Below are 19445 nucleotides of genomic sequence, written 5' to 3'. Positions count from 1 at the left end.
GTGCGTATAATGGCGCCGCGAATTTGCTGGAGTTTTCTATGTTGCTAAGAGGCCTGACGTGGCTGGTGCTGTTCCAGTTGGTGGGGACGGCGCTGAATCATTTGTTCCTGTCGATCCTGCCGGGACCGATCATCGGGCTGGTGCTGTTGATGGTCTACCTGATGATCCGCGGAGAAGTCACCGAGCCTATCAGCCTGGCCGCCAGCAGTTTGTTGCGGTATCTGCCGTTGTTGCTGGTGCCGCCTGCGGTGGGCGTCATGGTGTACGCCGGGCAGATCGCTGACGATTTCTGGGCCATTGTCGGGTCGCTGGTGTTGTCCCTGATGATCTCGCTCACCTTCGCCGGCTGGTTGATGCAGAAGCTCATCAACCGTCAGGCCCGACGCCAGGAGCCCTCATGAGTCTGGATTGGCAAGGCGCCTGGTTGTCCGTGATCCATCACCCTCTATTCGGCATCGCCATCACGCTGGGCGCCTATCAAGTGGTGCTGGCCGGTTACGAGAAAACCCGCTGGGTCTTTCTGCAGCCGGTGCTGGTCTCGATGCTGGTGGTGATCGGCGTGCTGGTCACCTGCGGGCTGAGTTACGTCGAGTACCGCAAGAGCACCGAGATCCTCAGCATCCTGCTGGGGCCTGCCACGGTGGCGCTGGCGGTGCCGCTTTATCTGAATCTGCGGCGTATCCGGCAGTTGTTCTGGCCGGTCTTGACTACGCTGGTGATTGGTGGGGTGTTTGCGACGGCGCTGTGCGTGGGGCTCGGTTACGTGCTGGGCGCCGATCACATGATCCTGATGACCATGGCGCCCAAGTCGGTGACCTCGCCCATTGCCATGCTGGTGGCTGAACAGATGGGTGGTGTGGCGGCCTTGGCCGCGGTTTTCGTGTTGATCACCGGCGTCATTGGCGGCATATTCGGCCCCGGTCTGTTGACCCTGGCGGGCGTACAAAGCCCGGAAGCAAGGGGCATGGCCCTGGGGCTGACGGCCCACGCCGTGGGCACTTCGGCGGCCTTGCAGGAAGGTGAAGAGTGCGGTGCCTTCGCGGCGCTGGCCATGAGTTTGATGGGTGTCGCCACGGCCTTGTTCCTGCCGTTGGCGGTGTCTCTGGTTGCTTGAGGGTGTGTTTATGTCGTTGCCGTTGTTTCCGCTGAACGCTGTGCTGTTTCCGGGGTGTGTACTCGATCTGCAGATTTTCGAGGCGCGCTATCTGGACATGATTGGCCGCTGCATGAAACAGGGTGAAGGCTTTGGCGTGGTCTGCATCACCGAGGGCAGTGAAGTCGGCAATGTGCCTGAAGGTTTCTCGCAAATCGGCTGTGAAGCGCTGGTGACTGACTTTCAGCAACAGGACAACGGCTTGCTGGGCATTCGCGTGGTCGGCGGTCGACGGTTCCGGGTGGTCGAGGCCCAAACCCAGCGCGATAACCTGTTGCTTGCCGAGGTGGAGTGGCTGGAGGAACCGGACGAAAAGCCGCTGCAGGAAGAGGACGAAGACCTCGTTGCGCTGCTGGCCGCGCTGGCTGAGCACCCGATGGTTGCCGCGCTGAACATGGGCCTGACGGCCAGTGGCCAACAGTCGCTGTCCAACCAGTTGGCCTACCTGCTGCCGTTCGCCGAGGAAGACAAGATCGAGTTGCTGGAAATCGACGACGCGGAAGAGCGCCTCGACGCTATCCAGGATTTGCTGGATGAGATGCAGGGCGATATGCAGGCGTGACCTTGCTTACTTGAGCGGCAGGCGCGCCCCTGCACTGCGTAGCTCGTTCGAGCTGCGCTCAATACTCATACCGAATCAAACCGTGCGTCATGGAGTGGAAGGCAAACCCTCCCAGCAGCGCGACCATGGCCGGTAGCAGCAGCCACCACACTCGCAACGGCAAGGGTGGCAACACTTCCTTGTTCTGCACGAAGGCCAGGCTCGCCGCGCAGGTGAAGAACGCCAGCAGCATTCCCGCCAGTACATCCGTCGGCCAGTGAACGCCGAGGTAAACCCGCGACACGCAGATCGATGCCGCAGGGATCGCGCCGAGCAGCAACCACGTCAGGCGCAACCGGGCGGGCTGACCTCGACCCGCCAGAACCGCCAGCGTCATGAACAGCGCAAACGACGCCGAGGCATGTCCGCTCGGCATGCTGAAGGTCGAGAGCGGTTCGGCCAGCACCTCCGGCCGCGCCCGGGCGAACGTGTGCTTCATGCTCTGATTGATGATCGCCGCGCCCAGCGTCGTGGCGCAGGCGAAGATCGCGTGACGCCATTGGCGAGTGACCACCAGGATGATCAGCAGCAGGGCGGCCGCGCAAAACTGTGTCCTGAAGTCGCCAAGACCGGTGACCAAAATCACGAAGTTTTGCGCCGCTTCGCTGCGATGCTCCTGCACCAGCGTCATCACGCCCTGATCGAGGTGCGCCAGGTACGGCCAGCCCAGAAAAACCGCGATCAGCATGATCAGGCTGGTCAATGCGATCAGCTTGGTCGCGTTGCGTCTGGCCCGCAGGCTGCTCTGTATCGCCACGCCGAGCAGCAACGCCAGCCCCGCGCCCACAAACGCTGCCTCCGGCCAGAACCCTTCAGGCAGCGGCAGGCGGATGGCGGCGCCGGTCGCCCAGCCCGGCAGAATGTAGGCGACTGACCAACCGGCGGCCGCAACCACGCTGACCCCGGCGAAGCGTATGAATGGCATGTCGAACATCCCGGCCACCATCGGCAGCATCGGGCGCAGCGGGCCGATGAAGCGACCCACCAGCAGGCTGGCGATGCCATAGCGCTGGAAGTACGTCTCGGCGCCTGCGATCCATTCCGGGTGATGACGCAGACCCGGCAGGCGGCGGATATTCTGATGGAAACGCCGTCCGAGAAAGTAAGAAACGACATCGCCCAGCAGGCCGCCCAGAAAACCCAGCAGCAGCGCTTCGCTCAAGGGCAGGATGCCGCTGCCGGCCAGCGCCGCGATGGCGAACAGGGCCACGGTACCCGGCACAATGATGCCGGCGATGGCCAGGCATTCCAGGCACGAGACCAGAAAGATCGCAGCGCCCAGCCACGACGGGTTGACGGTCAGCCACGCGGTGATGCTGTCGAGCCATGCGCCCATGGGTCAGTGTCCTTGCTCGATAATGAAGTAGTCGCGGCCTTCGACTTGTCCGCGTCGCAACGGGTTCCGCGTGCAGAACCGCGTGTATTCGGCATCGACGAAGCGGTACATCAGGTGCTCGTCGCGTCCGGCGGTGATGCCCAGGCGGGTGGCTTGAATGATTCGCGCAGGTCGCTGCCCGACGTCTTCCACAAAGATCCGTTGGGGATCGAAGCGCTTGGCGTCCCACATCGGCACCTTCAGGCCAAGGGCTTTGCACAGCAGCGTTTGTCCCGCGCACAGGCGCTCTGGCGGGCGGATATTGCCGCTGGCGTCGGGGTTGTTGAGTTGCATCTGCGCCAGGCTGTTTGCGTCCGAGAACGCATCCACCCACGGATAAGCCGATTTGATCAGCACGGCATTGCCCGGTCCTTGCGCGCTGAAGTTCAGCGAGTCGCCGCCTCGTGAGTAATACATATAGATGTGGCCGCCTTCCAGAAACAAAGCCTTACGTTTTTCTGTGTAGCCGAGCGAGGCGTGGCTGCCTTTTTCCTCGAGGTAATAGGCTTCGGTCTCTATGATGCGCGCCGACAGCCATAACTCACCGACCTTGTGACGGACGACTTTGCCCAGCAAATCGCGGGCGAGCGTCTGGGCGTCACGGTCGAAGAAGCTGTCGGGCAAGGGGCGGGAGGGCTGGTCGGGCATGGTGTTTGGGGTATCCGCAGATCGGACCGCGATGATAGCAATGTCGGGCTTAATTGCAGCTGAATGGCGAGGGAGCTTCTACATGGCTGATGATCAGTCCCACGCAGAGCGTGGGAACGGTCATTGCAAACCCGGTTATCACCGAACAAAACCGGCTTATATCGACCATCCGCCTGTCGCCGCTGTCGTTCAGCCCGCACGACAGCTATAATCGGCCGCTTTCCTCTCTGCCAAGACCTCTGAGACCATGACTGAGTCCGTTCTTGACTATATGACCCGCCTGGGTCGCGCCGCCCGCGAAGCTTCGCGCGTGATCGGTCGTGCCAGTACGGCGCAGAAAAACCGCGCGCTGGCCGCGACGGCGGCTGCGCTGGACGCTGCCCGTGACGATCTGACCGCCGCCAACGAGCAGGATCTGGCCGCTGGCCGCGCGAATGGTCTTGAACCTGCCTTGCTTGAACGCCTCGCCCTGACCCCGGCTCGTATCGACAGCATGATCGCCGGTCTGCGTCAGGTCGCCAGCCTTCCCGACCCCATTGGCACAATCCGCGACATGAATTTCCAGCCTTCGGGCATTCAGGTCGGCAAGATGCGCGTGCCGCTCGGCGTGGTCGGCATCATCTATGAGTCGCGTCCGAACGTGACCATCGACGCCGCCAGCCTGTGCCTGAAGTCCGGCAACGCGACCATCCTGCGTGGCGGATCCGAGGCCATTCATTCCAATCGTGCCATCGCCACCTGCATTCAGCGCGGTCTGGCCGAAGCGGACTTGCCGGCTGCCGTGGTGCAAGTGGTTGAAACCACCGACCGCGCCGCCGTTGGTGCTCTGATCACCATGCCGGAATACGTGGACGTCATCGTTCCACGGGGCGGCAAGGGTCTGATCGAGCGCGTCAGTCGCGATGCCAAGGTGCCGGTCATCAAGCACCTGGACGGTATCTGCCACGTGTATGTCAGTGCACACGCCGACCTGGCGTCGGCGCAGCGCATCTGTTTCAACGCCAAGACCTATCGCTACGGCATCTGCGGTGCTATGGAAACGTTGCTGGTGGATCAGGCGATTGCCGCTGATTTCCTGCCGCAGATGGCAGGTCAGTTCCGCGAGAAAGGCGTCGAGTTGCGTGGCTGCGAGCGTACTCGCGAGCTGATCGATGCGATCCCGGCGACCGAAGAAGACTGGCACACCGAGTACCTGGCGCCGATCCTGTCGATTCGCGTAGTGACCGGGCTGGATCAGGCCATCGAGCACATCAACCATTACGGCTCGCACCACAGCGACGCCATCGTCTCCGACTCTCAGGCTCAGACGCGCCGCTTCATGGCGGAAGTCGACTCCAGTTCGGTGATGATCAACGCGCCCACCAGTTTCGCTGACGGCTTCGAGTACGGTCTGGGTGCCGAGATCGGGATTTCCACGGACAAGATTCATGCCCGTGGGCCGGTTGGTCTGGAGGGCCTGACCTGCGAGAAATACATCGTCGTCGGTGACGGCCGCCAGTTGCGTGGGCAGGGGCCTGTCTGACTTGGCCGATATTCGGCAACAAGCAGGCAACCATGCGAAAGCTGTGATCGAGCCTGCCGGGGAGGCACCTTCCACTGCACGCAAGCCGAAGCGTATCGGCATGCTGGGTGGGACGTTCGACCCTGTGCACATCGGCCATTTGCGCGGCGCGCTGGAAGTCGCCGCGCTGCTTGAACTCGATGAGTTGCGTCTGACGCCCAGCGCCAGACCGCCTCATCGCGATACGCCCAGTGTTTCGGCACAGGACCGTCTGGCGATGGTTCAGTGCGCGGTCCAGGGCGTGTCGCCCTTGACGGTGGATGACCGCGAATTGTTGCGGGACAAGCCGTCGTACACCATCGACACGCTGGAATCGATGCGCGCTGAACTGGCCGTCGATGACCAGCTGTTTTTGTTGCTGGGATGGGATGCCTTTTGCGGGCTGCCTTCCTGGCATCGATGGGAAGAGTTGCTGGAGCACTGCCATATCGTGGTGCTGCAACGCCCGGACGCCGACAGCGAGTCGCCGGACGCCATGCGTAACCTGCTGGCGGCGCGCGCGGTCAGCGATCCGAAGGCCCTCAAGGGCCCCGGCGGACAGATTACATTCGTCTGGCAGACGCCGCTTTCGGTGTCTGCCACCCAGATCCGCCAACTGCTGGCCAGCGGGAAGTCGGTACGTTTTCTGGTGCCAGACGCGGTACTGGCCTATATCGATATGCACGGGCTGTACCGTGCGTCGAACTGAAGGTGTGTTTCGACGCTGCCAAGAGCGCGAAGAAACACCCAAACATACGAGCTGAATGAGTTTTATATGACGAACAAAGATGCAGTGATTGAAAACCCGATGATCAAAGTGATCACCGATGCCCTGGAAGACGTGAAGGCGCAGGACATTCAGGTGCTGGACGTGCGCGACAAGCAGAGCATCACCGACTACATGATCATCGCGACCGGTACGTCCAATCGCCAGATCAACGCGATGCTCGACAAGGTTCGCGAAGAGGTCAAGAAGAACGGCCTCAAGCCGTTGGGCGAAGAAGGCAAGGGCGACAGCGACTGGGTGCTGCTGGACCTGGACATCGCCATCGTGCACATGATGACCGCCTCCGCCCGCCAGTTCTACGACCTGGAGCGTTTGTGGGCCGGTGCCGAGCAGAGCCGTTCGGCCAGTGCTGCACACCACAGCCCGGACGTCGCGCATGAGCACTTCACCAAGCTCAACAAAGAGCAACAATAAGGGCTCATCGTGCGTCTGCGTCTGATTGCTGTCGGTTCACGCATGCCCAAGTGGGTGGAAGAAGGCTGGCATGAATATGCCAAGCGTCTGCCATCCGAACTGGCGCTGGAACTGGTAGAGATTCCGCTCAACACCCGTGGCAAAAACGCCGACGTGGCACGCCTGATCCGTCAGGAAGGTGAGGCCATGCTGGCAAAGGTGCAGCCGGGCGAGCGGATCGTGACCCTCGAAGTGCACGGCAAACCGTGGAGCACCGAGCAGCTGTCGGTCGAGCTCGACCGCTGGCGGCTGGATTCGCGCACGGTCAACCTGATGGTCGGTGGCCCGGAAGGGCTGGCGCCGGAAGTCTGTGCCCGTGCCGAGCAGCGTTGGTCGTTGTCGCCGCTGACGTTGCCGCACCCGCTGGTGCGCATCCTCATCGGTGAGCAGATTTATCGTGCCTGGACAGTATTGTCCGGTCACCCTTATCACAAGTAGCGCTGCTGCCTTCACTGTGAACACGCCCTAAATGTCTCAGCCGATTCGCCTGAAAGACCACGAAAAGGACGCACGCCTGGTGCGTAACCGTGTCGTGGTCGGCGCTGGCATCGTGATCGTGCTGATCTGCGTGTTGGTGGCGCGCCTGTATTTCCTGCAGGTCATCCAGTACGACTATCACTCGACCCTGTCGGAAAACAACCGGGTTCATGTGCAGCCGATTCCGCCTAGCCGCGGGCTGATCTTTGACCGCAATGGCGTGGTGATCGCCGACAACAGGCCCAGCTTCAACCTGAGCATGACCCGCGAGCGCGCGGGGGGCGAGTGGGCCAAGGTCCTCGACACGATCATTGAAGTGCTGGAACTGACGCCGGACGACCGGATCATCTTCGAAAAACGCATGAAGCAGGGGCGCCGTCCGTTTGAGCCGGTGCCGATCCTGTTCGAGCTGACCGAGGAGCAGATCGCCCGGATTGCGGTCAACCAGTTCCGCCTGCCGGGCGTCGAGGTGGTCGCGCAGTTGATTCGACACTACCCGCAGGGCGCGCATTTCGCGCACTCGGTGGGGTACATGGGGCGCATCAACGAGAAAGAACTGAAGAGTCTCGATCCCGTGAATTACAGCGGCACCCATCACATGGGCAAGACCGGGATCGAGCGATTCTACGAGCCCGAGCTGCACGGTCAGGTGGGCTACGAAGAAGTCGAGACCAATGCGCGTGGTCGGGTGCTGCGGGTCCTGAAACGGACCGATCCGGTGCCGGGCAAGGACATTGTCCTGAGCCTCGATATCCAGTTGCAGGAAGCCGCCGAAGCCGCCCTGGCCGGACGTCGTGGCGCCGTGGTAGCGCTGGACCCGAACACTGGCGAAGTGCTGGCGATGGTCAGTCAGCCAAGCTTCGATCCTAATCTGTTCGTCACAGGCATCAGCTTCAAGGCTTACTCGGAACTGCGAGATTCGGTGGATCGGCCGCTGTTCAACCGTATTCTGCGGGGCCTGTACCCGCCGGGTTCGACCATCAAGCCCGCCGTGGCCATCGCGGGTCTCGACTCGGGCGTCGTGACCGCCAGTACCCGGGTGTTTGACCCCGGCTACTACATGCTGCCCAACTACGATCACAAATACCGTAACTGGAATCGCACCGGCGACGGCTGGGTCGATCTGGACACCGCAATCATGCGTTCCAACGACACCTACTTCTATGACCTGGCGCACAAGGTCGGCATCGACAGGCTGTCGGCGTACCTGAACAAGTTCGGTATCGGGCAAAAGGTCTCGCTGGACATGTTCGAAGAGTCGCCCGGTCTGATGCCGTCCCGCGACTGGAAGCGCGTCACGCGGCGTCAGGCCTGGTTCCCGGGCGAAACATTGATCCTCGGTATCGGTCAGGGCTACATGCAGGCCACGCCGCTGCAACTGGCACAGGCCACGGCGCTGGTGGCGAACAAGGGCAAATGGAATCGTCCGCATCTGGCCAGGACCATCGAAGGTCAGAAGCCGGTAGATGAGAACCCGATGCCCGATATTGTCCTGCGCGACCCGTCCGACTGGGGCAAGGTCAACCACGGGATGCAGCAGGTGATGCACGGTGCCCGTGGTACCGCGCGCAAGGCCGCCATCGGCGCGCAATACCGCATCGCGGGCAAGAGCGGTACGGCGCAGGTCGTCGCGATTCGCCAGGGTGAAAAATACGACCGCTCCAAAGTGCAGGAACGCCACCGTGACCACGCGTTGTTCGTGGGCTTTGCGCCAGCCGACAACCCGAAAATCGTGGTCGCGGTCATGATTGAAAACGGTGAATCGGGCTCCGGCGCCGCTGCACCTGTCGTGCGTCAGGTCATGGATGCCTGGCTTCTGGACCCTCAGGGTCATCTGAAACCCGAATACGCCAGCAATACACTGCCTCCGGAGACCGCGGCCCGTGAAGAGTAATTTCGACCGCATCCTCTCCAGCGAAGATGTGATGCGCCGTCGCGCCACCTTCCTGCAGAAAATCCACGTCGACGGCCCGTTGCTGATCCTGTTGCTGACACTGGCGGCCGGCAGCCTGTTCGTCCTGTATTCCGCCAGCGGAAAGAGCTGGGACCTGCTGATCAAGCAAGCCACCTCGTTCGGCATCGGCCTGGTGTCGATGTTCGTGATCGCGCAGCTGGAGCCGCGCTTCATGGCACGCTGGGTGCCGATCGCCTACGTCTTCGGCGTGTTGTTGCTGGTCGCGGTGGACGTCATGGGCCACAACGCCATGGGCGCGACGCGCTGGATCAACATTCCCGGCGTGATCCGTTTCCAGCCGTCGGAATTCATGAAGATCATCATGCCGGCGACCATCGCCTGGTACCTGTCCAAGCGCACATTGCCGCCGCATCTGAAGCACGTGGCCGTCAGTCTCGGCTTGATCGGATTGCCGTTCATCCTGATCGTGCGCCAGCCGGACCTCGGCACATCGCTGCTGATTCTGGCGTCCGGGACCTTCGTATTGTTCATGGCGGGCCTGCGCTGGCGCTGGATCATTGGCGTGATCGCGGCGGCTGTGCCCGTCGCGGTGGCGATGTGGTTCTTCTTCATGCACGACTATCAGAAGCAACGCATCCTGACCTTCCTTGACCCTGAGAGCGATCCGCTGGGCACCGGCTGGAACATCATTCAGTCCAAGGCCGCGATTGGCTCGGGCGGGGTTTTCGGCAAGGGCTGGTTGCTGGGCACCCAGTCTCACCTGGATTTCCTTCCGGAAAGCCACACCGACTTCATCATTGCGGTGTTGGGCGAGGAATTCGGTCTGGTGGGTATTTGTGCCCTGTTGCTGATCTACCTGCTGTTGATCGGTCGCGGTCTGGTCATCACGGCTCAGGCGCAGACGCTCTACGGCAAGCTGCTCGCGGGCAGCCTGACCATGACGTTTTTTGTGTATGTTTTCGTCAACATCGGTATGGTCAGCGGCTTGCTGCCGGTGGTGGGCGTGCCATTGCCCTTCATTAGTTACGGCGGAACTTCGCTGGTGACACTGCTGTCAGCGTTTGGGGTTTTGATGTCGATCCATACCCATCGCAAGTGGATCGCTCAGGTTTGATTAAAGTGGATAACCGCTCAGGTTTTAAGGTCAGGAACTCAATGCAAGTAGTGCGTGGCTGGGCTGCTCGATATGTGCCGCTGGTCGGTCTGATGGGCATCCTCGGTTCAGTGCAGGAGTCGCTTGCGGGTGACTATGAGGGTTCGCCTCAGGTCGCTCAGTTCGTCAGTGACATGACCCGGGATTACGGATTTGCCGGCGAGCAATTGATCGAAGTGTTTCGCAATGTCGAGCGCAAACAGTCAATTCTCGACGCGATTTCGCGGCCCGCCGAGCGGGTCAAGGCGTGGAAGGATTACCGTCCGATGTTCCTGACCGACGCGCGTATTGCGCGGGGCGTGGACTTCTGGCGGCAGCATGAAGCGGCGTTGGCGCGTGCTGAACAAGAGTACGGCGTGCCCGCTCAGGTGATTGTCGCGATCATCGGAGTGGAAACCTTTTTTGGTCGCAATACCGGAAATTACCGGGTAATCGACGCTTTATCGACGCTGAGTTTCGACTATCCTCCTCGTGCCGAGTTTTTCCGCAAGGAGCTGCGCGAGTTTTTGCTGCTGTCCCGTGAGGAACAGGTGGACCCGCTGACCCTCAAAGGTTCCTATGCGGGCGCCATGGGTCTGCCGCAGTTCATGCCCAGCAGTTTCCGCGCGTACGCGGTGGATTTCGACGGCGATGGCCACATCAATATCTGGAACGATCCGGATGATGCAATTGGCAGCGTCGCCAGCTATTTCAAACGCCATGGCTGGGTCGCGGGTGAACCTGTGGTCAGCCAGGCCAGCGTGCGCGGTGATCGGGTCGATGAGGGTTTAAGCCCGGGAATCGAACCGGTGAAGACCGTCGGGGAGTTGCGAGCCTTGGGGTGGGCGAGTCATGATGCGCTGCGCGATGATATGCCGGTCACGGCGTTTCGCCTCGAAGGCGACAACGGCCCTGAATACTGGATGGGTTTGAAGAATTTTTACGCAATCACGCGTTACAACCGCAGCGTGATGTACGCCATGGCCGTGCATCAGCTGTCTGAAATGCTTGTTCAAGCTCGGGGCGTCAAGTAATGCGGTCATTGCCGATGCAACAACCATTGAAGTTGATGGCCTTCGCGGCGCTGGCATTGCTGGTCGTCAGTTGCTCCACCAGTCGACCGACCCAGCAGGGCAACGTTATCCGCTCGCAGCCGGGGCTGGACATCAACCGCGCCCACAAAGACGGTGCGCCGTGGTGGGACGTCGACGTTTCGCGCATTCCCGATGCCGTGCCGACCCTGCACACCGGTCCATACAAGGCCAACCCGTACACCGTACTGGGCAAGACCTATTTCCCGCTCAGCGACTCCAGCAATTACACCGCGACCGGCACTGCGTCCTGGTACGGCACCAAATTCCACGGTCAAAACACCGCCAACGGCGAAGTGTATGACCTGTATGGGATGAGCGCGGCGCACAAGACGCTGCCGCTTCCCAGTTACGTACGCGTCACCAACCTGGACAACAACCGCTCGGTGATCCTGCGGGTCAACGATCGCGGGCCGTTCTATTCGGATCGCATCATCGACCTGTCTTACGCGGCGGCGAAAAAGCTGGGTTATGCCGAAATCGGCACCGCTCGGGTGAAGGTCGAGGGCATCGATCCCGCGCAGTATTGGGCACAGCGTGGCAAACCTGCGCCGTTGATGCTCGATCAGCCGCAAGTGGCGAGCAATCCTGCGCCACGGCAGGCGCCGGTTGCAGCGCCGGTGATCACCGCATCGGCGGGCACCATCGAGCAGTGGACGCCGCCACCGGCCCAACACGCCGCGCCGGTATCGCCTGTTCCGATCGACGCAAAAAAAAACGCTTCCGGACAAGCGTCTGGGCTGTTTCTCCAAGTGGGAGCCTTCGCCAACCCGGACGCTGCGGAACTCCTGAGGTCGAAACTGAGCGGGATGGTTCGGGCCCCGGTGTTCGTGAGTTCGATAGCGCGCAATCAACAGACGCTCTATCGCGTGCGGATGGGACCGGTCGACACGCCGGGTGAAGCCCAGCAACTGCAAAACAGCGTAAGGTCGGCCAATCTGGGCTCGCCAAGCGTGGTTACATCGGATCAGTAACGTCAGATCAGTGATTCGCGCCTCGGCAACGGGGACGAATCGAAGCTGCCTGGCAAGCGACTTGCCGCCAGAGCAAGCGTTGTCAGCAGCATTTCACGGGTTCATCTGTAGAATGTGAGCCCGTTTGCCGGGGTAGCCCGGCACCACCGCTTTGCCCGCGAGGGCATGTTTGCCCATTAGCATTTTCGAGAGACGGATGAACATCACCACCTTTGCAAAACGCCTTTGCCTGTTAATTCCGCTATTCACCGCACCTGTCGCGTTCGCAGCAGAACAGATGACACCGTCGGCACCTCAACTGGCTGCCAAGGCTTACGTGTTGATGGATGCCAACAGTGGCAACGTTCTGGTCGAAAACAACGGTGACCAGCGTCTGCCGCCCGCCAGTCTGACAAAGCTGATGACCGCTTACATCGCTACGCTGGAAATCCGCCGTGGCCAGATCGGTGAGAACGACCCGGTCACCGTCAGCGAAAACGCCTGGCGTACCGGCGGTTCGCGGATGTTCATCAAGGTGGGCAGCCAGGTGACCGTCAGCGACCTGCTGCACGGCATCATCATCCAGTCGGGTAACGACGCCAGCGTTGCGCTGTCCGAGCACATCGCCGGCAGCGAAGACGCGTTCGCCGACATGATGAACAAAACGGCAGGCGATCTGGGGATGGTCAACAGCCACTTCATGAACCCTACCGGTCTGCCGAACCCTGACCACTACGCCACCGCCCACGACATGGCGCTGCTGGCCCGCGCGATCATCCACGAAGACCCGGCTCACTACGCGATCTACTCGCAGAAAGAGTTCTTCTGGAACGGCATCAAGCAGCCAAACCGTAACCTGCTGCTGTGGCGTGACAAGACCGTCGACGGTCTGAAAACCGGTCACACCGAAGAAGCCGGCTACTGCATGGTGTCCTCGGCCGTTCGTGACGGCATGCGTCTGATCGCCGTGGTGTTCGGCACCAACAGCGAACAGGCTCGTGCTGCTGAAACCCAGAAGCTGCTGACCTACGGTTTCCGTTTCTTCGAAACCCAGACCTTCTACCAGAAAGGCACCGAGCTGGCTCAGGCCGCCGTCTGGAAAGGCACCGAGCGTCAGGTCAAGGCCGGTCTGGCGGATGACCTGTCCATGACCATGCCTAAGGGCGAGATGAAGAAGCTGACCGCCAGCATGACCATCAACCCGAAACTGGTAGCTCCAATCGCCAAGGGTGACGTGATCGGTCAGGTTGAAGTGAAGCTGGACGACAAGGTCGTTCGCACCGCTAATCTCATCGCCATGGACGCTGTCGAAGAAGGTGGTATCTTCCGCCGCCTGTGGGACAGCATTCGCATGTTCTTCTACAGTCTGTTCAACTGATCGCGATTGATCACTGACTGACCGTTGCTCCCTACGCCCCTGCCGCCATCGCGGTGGGGGACTGTCCGTTTTCCGGCTTACGAGGCCGTCACTGCCATGACAGATTCCGAAGTAAAAGCACCGAAAATCGAATTCCCTTGCGCTGACTACCCGATCAAGATCATCGGCGACACTGGCGTGGGCTTCAGAGACGAGGTCATCGCCATCGTCAAGAAGCACGCAACGCTTCTCGATGAGAAGGAGGCCGAGCGCCAGAGCAGCAACGGTAAATACACCACGTTGCAGCTGCACATCGTTGCCACGGGCCAGGATCAGCTTTACGACATCAACAGCGAGCTGCGCGCCACGGGCAAAGTGCACATGGTGCTGTGATGGGCGGTTGTCTGGGCTTTCGCGATCTGGGAACGGTCGCCTACGAGCCCGCCTGGCAGGCCATGCAACGCTTCACGGACGGACGCGACCGCGACACGCCCGATGAAGTGTGGCTGGTACAGCACCCGCCGGTTTTTACTCAGGGACAGTCCGGAAAACCCGAACATCTACTACTTCCGGGTGATATTCCGGTGGTACAGGTCGATCGCGGTGGCCAAGTGACTTATCATGGCCCCGGTCAACTGGTGGCCTATCTGATGCTGGATGTCCGTCGCCTGGGTTATGGCGTGCGCGAACTGGTCACCCGGATCGAGCACAGTCTGATCGACCTGCTGGCCAGTTACGGCGTAACGGCAGCAGCCAAACCCGAAGCACCGGGGGTCTATGTCGACGGGGCGAAAATTGCGTCCCTGGGCCTTCGTATCCGTAATGGCTGTTCATTTCATGGACTGGCGCTGAATGTCGACATGGATCTGGACCCGTTTAAACGGATTAATCCCTGCGGGTATGCGGGGCTGGCGATGACCCAGCTGCGTGAACAGGCAGGCCCGATTGAATTTGCCGAGGTTAGTGCCCGGCTGCGTGCGCAGCTCGTCAAACACCTCGACTACGCTGAGCAGACGACCCTAACGGGCGGAATCGACTGATATGACTACTGCGCATGAGACGGCAGATGCCGTGCAAACCCTGATCCCGACAGCGAACGTGGTGACGCCTGAGCGTGCTGCGCGTCCGAAAGTTGAAGCGGGTGTGAAGTTGCGTGGCGCGGAAAAAGTGGCGCGCATCCCGGTAAAGATCATCCCTACGGTGGAATTGCCGAAAAAGCCGGACTGGATTCGCGTCCGTATTCCGGTATCGCCTGAGGTCGACCGTATCAAGGCGCTGCTGCGCAAGCACAAGCTGCACAGCGTGTGCGAAGAGGCTTCCTGCCCGAACCTGGGCGAGTGCTTCTCCGGCGGCACCGCAACCTTCATGATCATGGGTGACATCTGCACCCGTCGTTGCCCGTTCTGCGACGTCGGCCATGGCCGCCCGAAAGCACTGGACATCGACGAGCCGAAGAACCTGGCGGTTGCCATTGCCGACCTGAAACTCAAATACGTGGTGATCACCTCGGTTGACCGAGACGACCTGCGTGACGGTGGCGCTCAGCACTTTGCCGACTGCATCCGTGAAATCCGCGCTCTGTCGCCGAACGTGCAACTGGAAACGCTGGTGCCGGACTACCGTGGCCGTATGGACATTGCGCTGGAAATCACAGCCGCAACGCCGCCTGACGTGTTCAACCACAACCTGGAAACCGTGCCACGCCTGTATAAGGCCGCGCGTCCGGGTTCGGACTATCAGTGGTCGCTGACCCTGCTGCAACGCTTCAAGGAAATGGTCCCTCACGTGCCGACCAAATCCGGCTTGATGCTGGGCCTGGGCGAGACCGACGAAGAAGTGATCGAAGTGATGCAGCGCATGCGCGAGCACAACATCGACATGCTGACGCTGGGCCAGTACCTGCAGCCTTCGCGCAGCCACTTGCCGGTTCAGCGCTTCGTGCACCCGGACACCTTCGCCTGGTTCGCCAAAGAAGGTTACAAGATGGGCTTCAAGAACGTCGCGTCGGGTCCTCTGGTGCGTTCTTCGTACCACGCCGACGAGCAGGCGAAGCTGACCAAGTCGTTGCTGACGGCGGGCTGATCGCCTTCGCGACTGACGTGTAAAAAGGGGCCGGATAGCGATATCCGGCCCCTTTTTTTTCGGGGATTTAGTGGGTCTCGCCTTTGATTCTGCCCGGAGGGCGTGGGAGGCCGGCTTACCGACGATTGGTTGCGAAGCAGCCATGAAACCTGCAAATCGGGTAACGCTGACGGAACGCGTTTTCCGCTTTTGCTGCCGCTTCGCGCCAGATCGCTGGCAAGCCAGGCTCCCACGCCCTCCGGACAGAAGCTGTTCGATTACGGTTTGCGCAGGTTGTCCAACAGTTCCTGAGTCGGATAGCCGTCAGCCGGCCAGCCAAAGGATTGCTGGGCACTGCGGATGGCCTTGCGTGTGTTGGCCCCGATAATCCCGTCTGGGGCGCCGGCATCGTACTGGCGGGCCGAGAGCAGGGTTTGCAGTTCGATGCGCTCAGAGCGACTCAGAGGGCGATCGCCGCGCGGCCATTGGCCCAGCACGTAGCCACCGCCGGTGAAGCGTTCCGACAACAGCCCGATGCCCAATGCATAGGACGAAGAGTTGTTGTACTTGAGGATCGCCCGGAAGTTATCCATGACCAGAAACGCGGGGCCTTTGTAGCCCGCTGGCAACAACAAGGCGGCTTGCTGCTGTAGCAGATTGGCCGGTAGCGACGAACCGTTGGGCAGCTTCAGGCCCAACTGCTGCCACTCGGCGATGGTCTTGCGCGTCGAGGCGTCGGCCAGGGCGTAATCGAAGCCCGGAGCCAGTTGCACTTCAAAGCCCCACGGTTGGCCTTTCTGCCAGCCCGAGCTTTGCAAATAGTGCGCGGTGGACGCCAGCGCATCGAGTGGCGAGTTCCAGATGTCGCGGCGACCGTCACCATCGAAATCCACGGCGTGGGTGTTGTAGGTCGTGGGAATGAACTGCGTCTGTCCCATCGCGCCGGCCCACGAGCCCAGCATGCTCGGTGCATCGATGTCGCCGTGCTGGATGATTTGCAGGGCGGCGATCAACTGATCCTGAGCGAATTGCGGACGGCGGCCTTCGTAGGCCAGGGTCGCCAGTGAGCGGATCACCGATTGCGTGCCCTGGAACTGCCCGAAGCTGCTTTCCATGCCCCAGACCGCGATCAGTGCCTGGCGATCCACGCCGTAGCGTTGTTCGATCGCCGTCAGTGCGTCTGCGTATTGCACCAGTAATGCCTGGCCTTTGCGCACGCGCACGGCAGACATCGCGCTGTCGAGGTATTCCCAGACCGGACGGGTGAATTCGGGTTGGCTGCGATCGGCCTTGACCACGCTCATGTCCGGAGTGACACCGGCGAAGGCGCGGTCGAACACGTCAGGACGAATGCCTGCATTCAGCGCTTGGGCGCGGAACATGCTCTGCCACTCGCTGAAGCTCATCGCAGGCTGGATTTCAAAGTTGGCGTCGTCGGGCTGGGCCACCGTAGAAGGCGCAGAGGGCGAAGCTTTGGCGACATTAAGAGGAGCGGCTTGAAGCGGCGTGGCGACGGCAGCGGTGGGTTGCTCCGCGCAGGCGACCAGTACAGAGAGACTGGAGGCGGCGATCAGTTGGCGAACAGGCCAACGACGGGGAAAGCTAAAGGGCATTCTGGGGTCCACAGGTATAAACCGTAAGGTGCAGACCTTAACATGCTGGCCCGGTTGGCGGGGCGCCGGTCAGTAACCTGAAATGTTTCAGGCCGCCATAACGGAAGAAGCCTCCCAGTTGTTCGACTGGAAGGCTTCGCGGCGGTAGCTGCCTTTGCCCTTGGCAGGTCGTTCCTGACGGCTTCGGAACAGTGGCTGGGCGATGATGGATTTGGCCTTGTTCGGCCGTTTTTTTGGCTTGCTCATGGCAGGTCTCTCTCTGAGGGGTGGGTGAAGCGGGGGTGATCATCGGGCATGTCAACGCAGAGGTCTAATTGATCTGCGCTATGGGTTAGACGTGCTATCTGTAGGAGCGTGGCTTGTCCCGCGATCGGCGGGGAACCCGCCGCAAAATCAGGCAAATGCAGCTTGGCTGACACACCGCGTCTTTCGAATTTACGACGACTGCGTCGCCGATCGCGGGACAAGCCACGCTCCTACAGGGGGGGCGGTGTGCATCATTCCGGCGGCAACGCCAGCGGGGCCGTGTGAATTATTCTGACGGCAACGCCAACCGCTGTCCGGCCATCTGCAGGGACAACCGGCTCAAGCTGTTCCACACTGAGCCCTGGGCCTGACCCTTGATCTGCGCGTCGATGTGTTGCGCGTCCATCAGCAATTGAGCCCAGCGACGCGCGGAATGCCGTTGCAGCGCTTTGCTCATCAGTGGCTTGCGTTTGTCCCAGATGGGCGGTCGCGCCTGGCTGAACGCCTTGTCCAGTGGCACGCCCTGGCTGTATTGCAAGGCCAGGTTGGCGAGCACGCGCAATTCGCGGGACAGCGCCCAGAGAATCACCGGAGGCTCAACGCCTTCGCCGCGCAGACCTTCCAGCATCCGCAGTGCATGGGCGGCTTCACCATTGAGAATGGCATCGGTCAGCCCGAACACGTCGAAGCGCGCGCTGTCCGCCACGGCAGCCTGCACGGTCTCGACGGTGATCTGACCCTGTTCGGCCATCAGTTTGAGCTTTTCGATTTCCTGCGCCGCTGCCAGCAGGTTGCCTTCAACGCGCGCGGCGATCAGTTCGACGGCGTCGGGACTGGCGGCCAGACCTGCCTGGGAAAGCCGTTGGCGAATCCATTGTGGCAACTGGCTCGCATCCACCGGCCAGATCTGCACGAACTGGGTTTGTGCGCCTTCAACCAGCGCCTTGCCCCATTTGGTTTTCTGGGCGGAACCGTCGAGCTTGGGCAGGCTGATCAGCAGCAGCGTGTCTTCGGCAGGGCGGTTGCAGTATTCCAGAAGTGCCGCGGCACCTTTGTCGCCGGGTTTGCCAGACGGCAGACGCAGTTCCAGCAGGCGGCGCTCGGCGAACAGCGACATGCTTGCGCCCGCCTGAAGCAATGTGCCCCAGTCGAAGCTTGAGTCGGCGCTGAAGACCTGGCGTTCATCGAAGCCCTGTTGCCTGGCGGCAGCACGGATGGCGTCGCAGGCCTCCTGGCATTGCAGCGGATCATCGCCACTGACGATGTAAACAGGCGACAACGTACCCTGGAGGTGTTTGGAGAGCTGGGCGGGAGCGAGTTTCATGAGTCAGAAAAGGTTGGGGCCGGCGAACCGGCCCCAGTGCCATTACTTGGTCGGGATTTCGACGGGAGACTGCTGTGGCGTCTCATCGCGAACCCGTTGAGCAGCTGCTTCTGCATCGGCTTGCGCGCGGGCAGCAGCATCGGCCTTGGCTTGAAGTTCGTCCAGACGCTCAGGTGTCAACTGTTGCAGGCGGGCAAGCATCTTCTGCACCAGGTCGCTGCGCACCTCTTTGCGGATTTGATCGGCTTCCTGGTCGGAACCGATCAGGTTGTTGCCGTCGTGAACGAAGATTTTGGTCGATTGAACGTTATCGTTCAGCAGCGGAACGCCCTTGCTGCCCTGGATTTCGTATTTCAGGACGGTGGTCAGCTCGTATTCAGCCGAGCGCCCCGACCCAACATAGCTCGCAGTGCGCTGGGTTTCGTCTTCACGGGCCAGGAACAGCTTGTATTGCGCGCCGGTGTAAACGTGTACGCCGCTGTTGGTCAGCGTCTGACGCAGTTGAGTCACGACTTCGCCATAGGCATCACGCGCGCTCACGTCCAGTTCCTTGATCGACAAGGCGTTGGTGCCGGTGCCACGCAGCTGGAAACCGCAGGCGCTCAGCAAGACAGCGAGGCCCATTACCAGCAGATTGCGTTTGATCATCTTGTTGCTCCCCTTGAATCCGTTTGAACCCGAAGTGCGGGTCCTGGAAGTATGTTGGGCGCCCGGCTTAC

The 19445-nt window shown here is 61.1% G+C and carries 20 protein-coding genes and 1 pseudogene; 15 read left to right on the top strand and 6 right to left on the bottom strand.

Going from position 1 to position 19445, the window contains the following annotated elements; translation table 11 throughout:
• The first annotated feature begins 38 nt into the window (after positions 1 to 38).
• Genes ABDX87_RS10765 through ABDX87_RS10755 form a run of 3 tightly spaced genes read left to right on the top strand, consistent with a single transcriptional unit; the run spans position 39 to position 1715 of the window.
• Positions 39 to 401: a CidA/LrgA family protein gene (locus ABDX87_RS10765; protein WP_346832850.1), complete on the top strand. Its 363-nt coding sequence runs from the start codon at positions 39 to 41 to the stop codon at positions 399 to 401.
• Positions 398 to 1114 (top strand): LrgB family protein, encoded by a 717-nt coding sequence (locus tag ABDX87_RS10760; protein WP_346832849.1) that lies wholly within the window; start codon positions 398 to 400, stop codon positions 1112 to 1114. Before ABDX87_RS10765 ends, ABDX87_RS10760 begins: the two co-directional genes overlap by 4 nt.
• A gap of 10 nt (positions 1115 to 1124) precedes the next feature.
• Positions 1125 to 1715, top strand: coding sequence for an LON peptidase substrate-binding domain-containing protein (locus tag ABDX87_RS10755; RefSeq protein ID WP_346832848.1), 591 nt, complete (start codon positions 1125 to 1127; stop codon positions 1713 to 1715).
• A gap of 58 nt (positions 1716 to 1773) precedes the next feature.
• On the opposite strand, the gene ABDX87_RS10750 is transcribed toward ABDX87_RS10755, so the two are convergent.
• On the bottom strand, positions 1774 to 3090 hold the full coding sequence (locus ABDX87_RS10750) for a bifunctional DedA family/phosphatase PAP2 family protein (RefSeq protein WP_346832847.1): 1317 nt from the start codon (positions 3088 to 3090) through the stop codon (positions 1774 to 1776).
• A 3-nt stretch (positions 3091 to 3093) separates the two neighbouring features.
• Positions 3094 to 3777: a DNA-3-methyladenine glycosylase gene (locus ABDX87_RS10745; RefSeq protein ID WP_346832846.1), complete on the bottom strand. Its 684-nt coding sequence runs from the start codon at positions 3775 to 3777 to the stop codon at positions 3094 to 3096.
• Positions 3778 to 4024: 247 nt separating this feature from the next.
• Here ABDX87_RS10745 and ABDX87_RS10740 point away from each other — a divergent pair, with 247 nt between their 5' ends.
• The 12 genes and pseudogenes from ABDX87_RS10740 (at position 4025) to lipA (ending at position 15564) form a co-directional block, all read left to right on the top strand.
• Entirely contained in the window at positions 4025 to 5299 is a 1275-nt protein-coding gene (locus ABDX87_RS10740) for a glutamate-5-semialdehyde dehydrogenase (RefSeq protein WP_346832845.1), read from the top strand.
• Between the two features lie 100 nt (positions 5300 to 5399).
• A complete protein-coding gene (nadD, locus tag ABDX87_RS10735; RefSeq protein WP_431061249.1) occupies positions 5400 to 6026 on the top strand; it encodes a nicotinate-nucleotide adenylyltransferase in 627 nt (208 codons plus the stop codon).
• A gap of 114 nt (positions 6027 to 6140) precedes the next feature.
• A pseudogene (rsfS, locus tag ABDX87_RS10730) lies at positions 6141 to 6518 on the top strand (ribosome silencing factor); the annotation flags it as partial.
• A 9-nt stretch (positions 6519 to 6527) separates the two neighbouring features.
• Positions 6528 to 6995 carry a 23S rRNA (pseudouridine(1915)-N(3))-methyltransferase RlmH gene (gene rlmH, locus ABDX87_RS10725; RefSeq protein WP_062384870.1) on the top strand — a complete coding sequence of 156 codons (468 nt, stop codon included), beginning with the start codon at positions 6528 to 6530 and terminating at the stop codon, positions 6993 to 6995.
• A gap of 31 nt (positions 6996 to 7026) precedes the next feature.
• Positions 7027 to 8928, top strand: a complete 1902-nt coding sequence (gene mrdA, locus ABDX87_RS10720; protein WP_346832844.1) for a penicillin-binding protein 2 — start codon at positions 7027 to 7029, stop codon at positions 8926 to 8928.
• A gap of 31 nt (positions 8929 to 8959) precedes the next feature.
• On the top strand, positions 8960 to 10063 hold the full coding sequence (gene rodA / locus ABDX87_RS10715; RefSeq protein WP_062384967.1) for a rod shape-determining protein RodA: 1104 nt from the start codon (positions 8960 to 8962) through the stop codon (positions 10061 to 10063).
• Positions 10064 to 10104: 41 nt separating this feature from the next.
• A complete protein-coding gene (gene mltB / locus ABDX87_RS10710) occupies positions 10105 to 11115 on the top strand; it encodes a lytic murein transglycosylase B (RefSeq protein WP_346832843.1) in 1011 nt (336 codons plus the stop codon).
• The gene (locus ABDX87_RS10705) at positions 11115 to 12146 is read left to right on the top strand and encodes a septal ring lytic transglycosylase RlpA family protein (RefSeq protein ID WP_346832842.1); all 1032 of its coding nucleotides are present in this window, start codon (positions 11115 to 11117) and stop codon (positions 12144 to 12146) included. Before mltB ends, ABDX87_RS10705 begins: the two co-directional genes overlap by 1 nt.
• A gap of 196 nt (positions 12147 to 12342) precedes the next feature.
• Complete coding sequence (locus tag ABDX87_RS10700; RefSeq protein WP_346832841.1) at positions 12343 to 13503, top strand: D-alanyl-D-alanine carboxypeptidase family protein; 1161 nt, start codon at positions 12343 to 12345, stop codon at positions 13501 to 13503.
• A gap of 96 nt (positions 13504 to 13599) precedes the next feature.
• Positions 13600 to 13875 carry a DUF493 domain-containing protein gene (locus tag ABDX87_RS10695; protein ID WP_074757012.1) on the top strand — a complete coding sequence of 92 codons (276 nt, stop codon included), beginning with the start codon at positions 13600 to 13602 and terminating at the stop codon, positions 13873 to 13875.
• Positions 13875 to 14522, top strand: a complete 648-nt coding sequence (gene lipB, locus ABDX87_RS10690) for a lipoyl(octanoyl) transferase LipB (protein ID WP_346832840.1) — start codon at positions 13875 to 13877, stop codon at positions 14520 to 14522. The genes ABDX87_RS10695 and lipB overlap by 1 nt, the downstream gene beginning before the upstream one ends.
• Position 14523: 1 nt before the next feature.
• Positions 14524 to 15564: a lipoyl synthase gene (lipA, locus tag ABDX87_RS10685; protein WP_346832839.1), complete on the top strand. Its 1041-nt coding sequence runs from the start codon at positions 14524 to 14526 to the stop codon at positions 15562 to 15564.
• A gap of 257 nt (positions 15565 to 15821) precedes the next feature.
• On the opposite strand, the gene ABDX87_RS10680 is transcribed toward lipA, so the two are convergent.
• The 4 genes from ABDX87_RS10680 to lptE form a co-directional block, all read right to left on the bottom strand.
• Entirely contained in the window at positions 15822 to 17156 is a 1335-nt protein-coding gene (locus ABDX87_RS10680) for a lytic murein transglycosylase (protein ID WP_346832838.1), read from the bottom strand.
• 87 nt (positions 17157 to 17243) lie between these two features.
• Positions 17244 to 17402: an alternative ribosome rescue factor ArfA gene (gene arfA / locus ABDX87_RS10675; RefSeq protein ID WP_346832837.1), complete on the bottom strand. Its 159-nt coding sequence runs from the start codon at positions 17400 to 17402 to the stop codon at positions 17244 to 17246.
• 286 nt (positions 17403 to 17688) lie between these two features.
• Positions 17689 to 18726 carry a DNA polymerase III subunit delta gene (holA, locus tag ABDX87_RS10670; protein WP_346832836.1) on the bottom strand — a complete coding sequence of 346 codons (1038 nt, stop codon included), beginning with the start codon at positions 18724 to 18726 and terminating at the stop codon, positions 17689 to 17691.
• Between the two features lie 42 nt (positions 18727 to 18768).
• Complete coding sequence (lptE, locus tag ABDX87_RS10665) at positions 18769 to 19374, bottom strand: LPS assembly lipoprotein LptE (protein WP_346832835.1); 606 nt, start codon at positions 19372 to 19374, stop codon at positions 18769 to 18771.
• Positions 19375 to 19445: the final 71 nt, after the last annotated feature.

The sequence above is a fragment of the Pseudomonas abietaniphila genome, assembly GCF_039697315.1.
Lineage (GTDB): Bacteria > Pseudomonadota > Gammaproteobacteria > Pseudomonadales > Pseudomonadaceae > Aquipseudomonas > Aquipseudomonas abietaniphila_B.
Note: the sequence above shows the minus strand (reverse complement) of the source record. Positions and strands in the feature narration are given on the sequence as shown.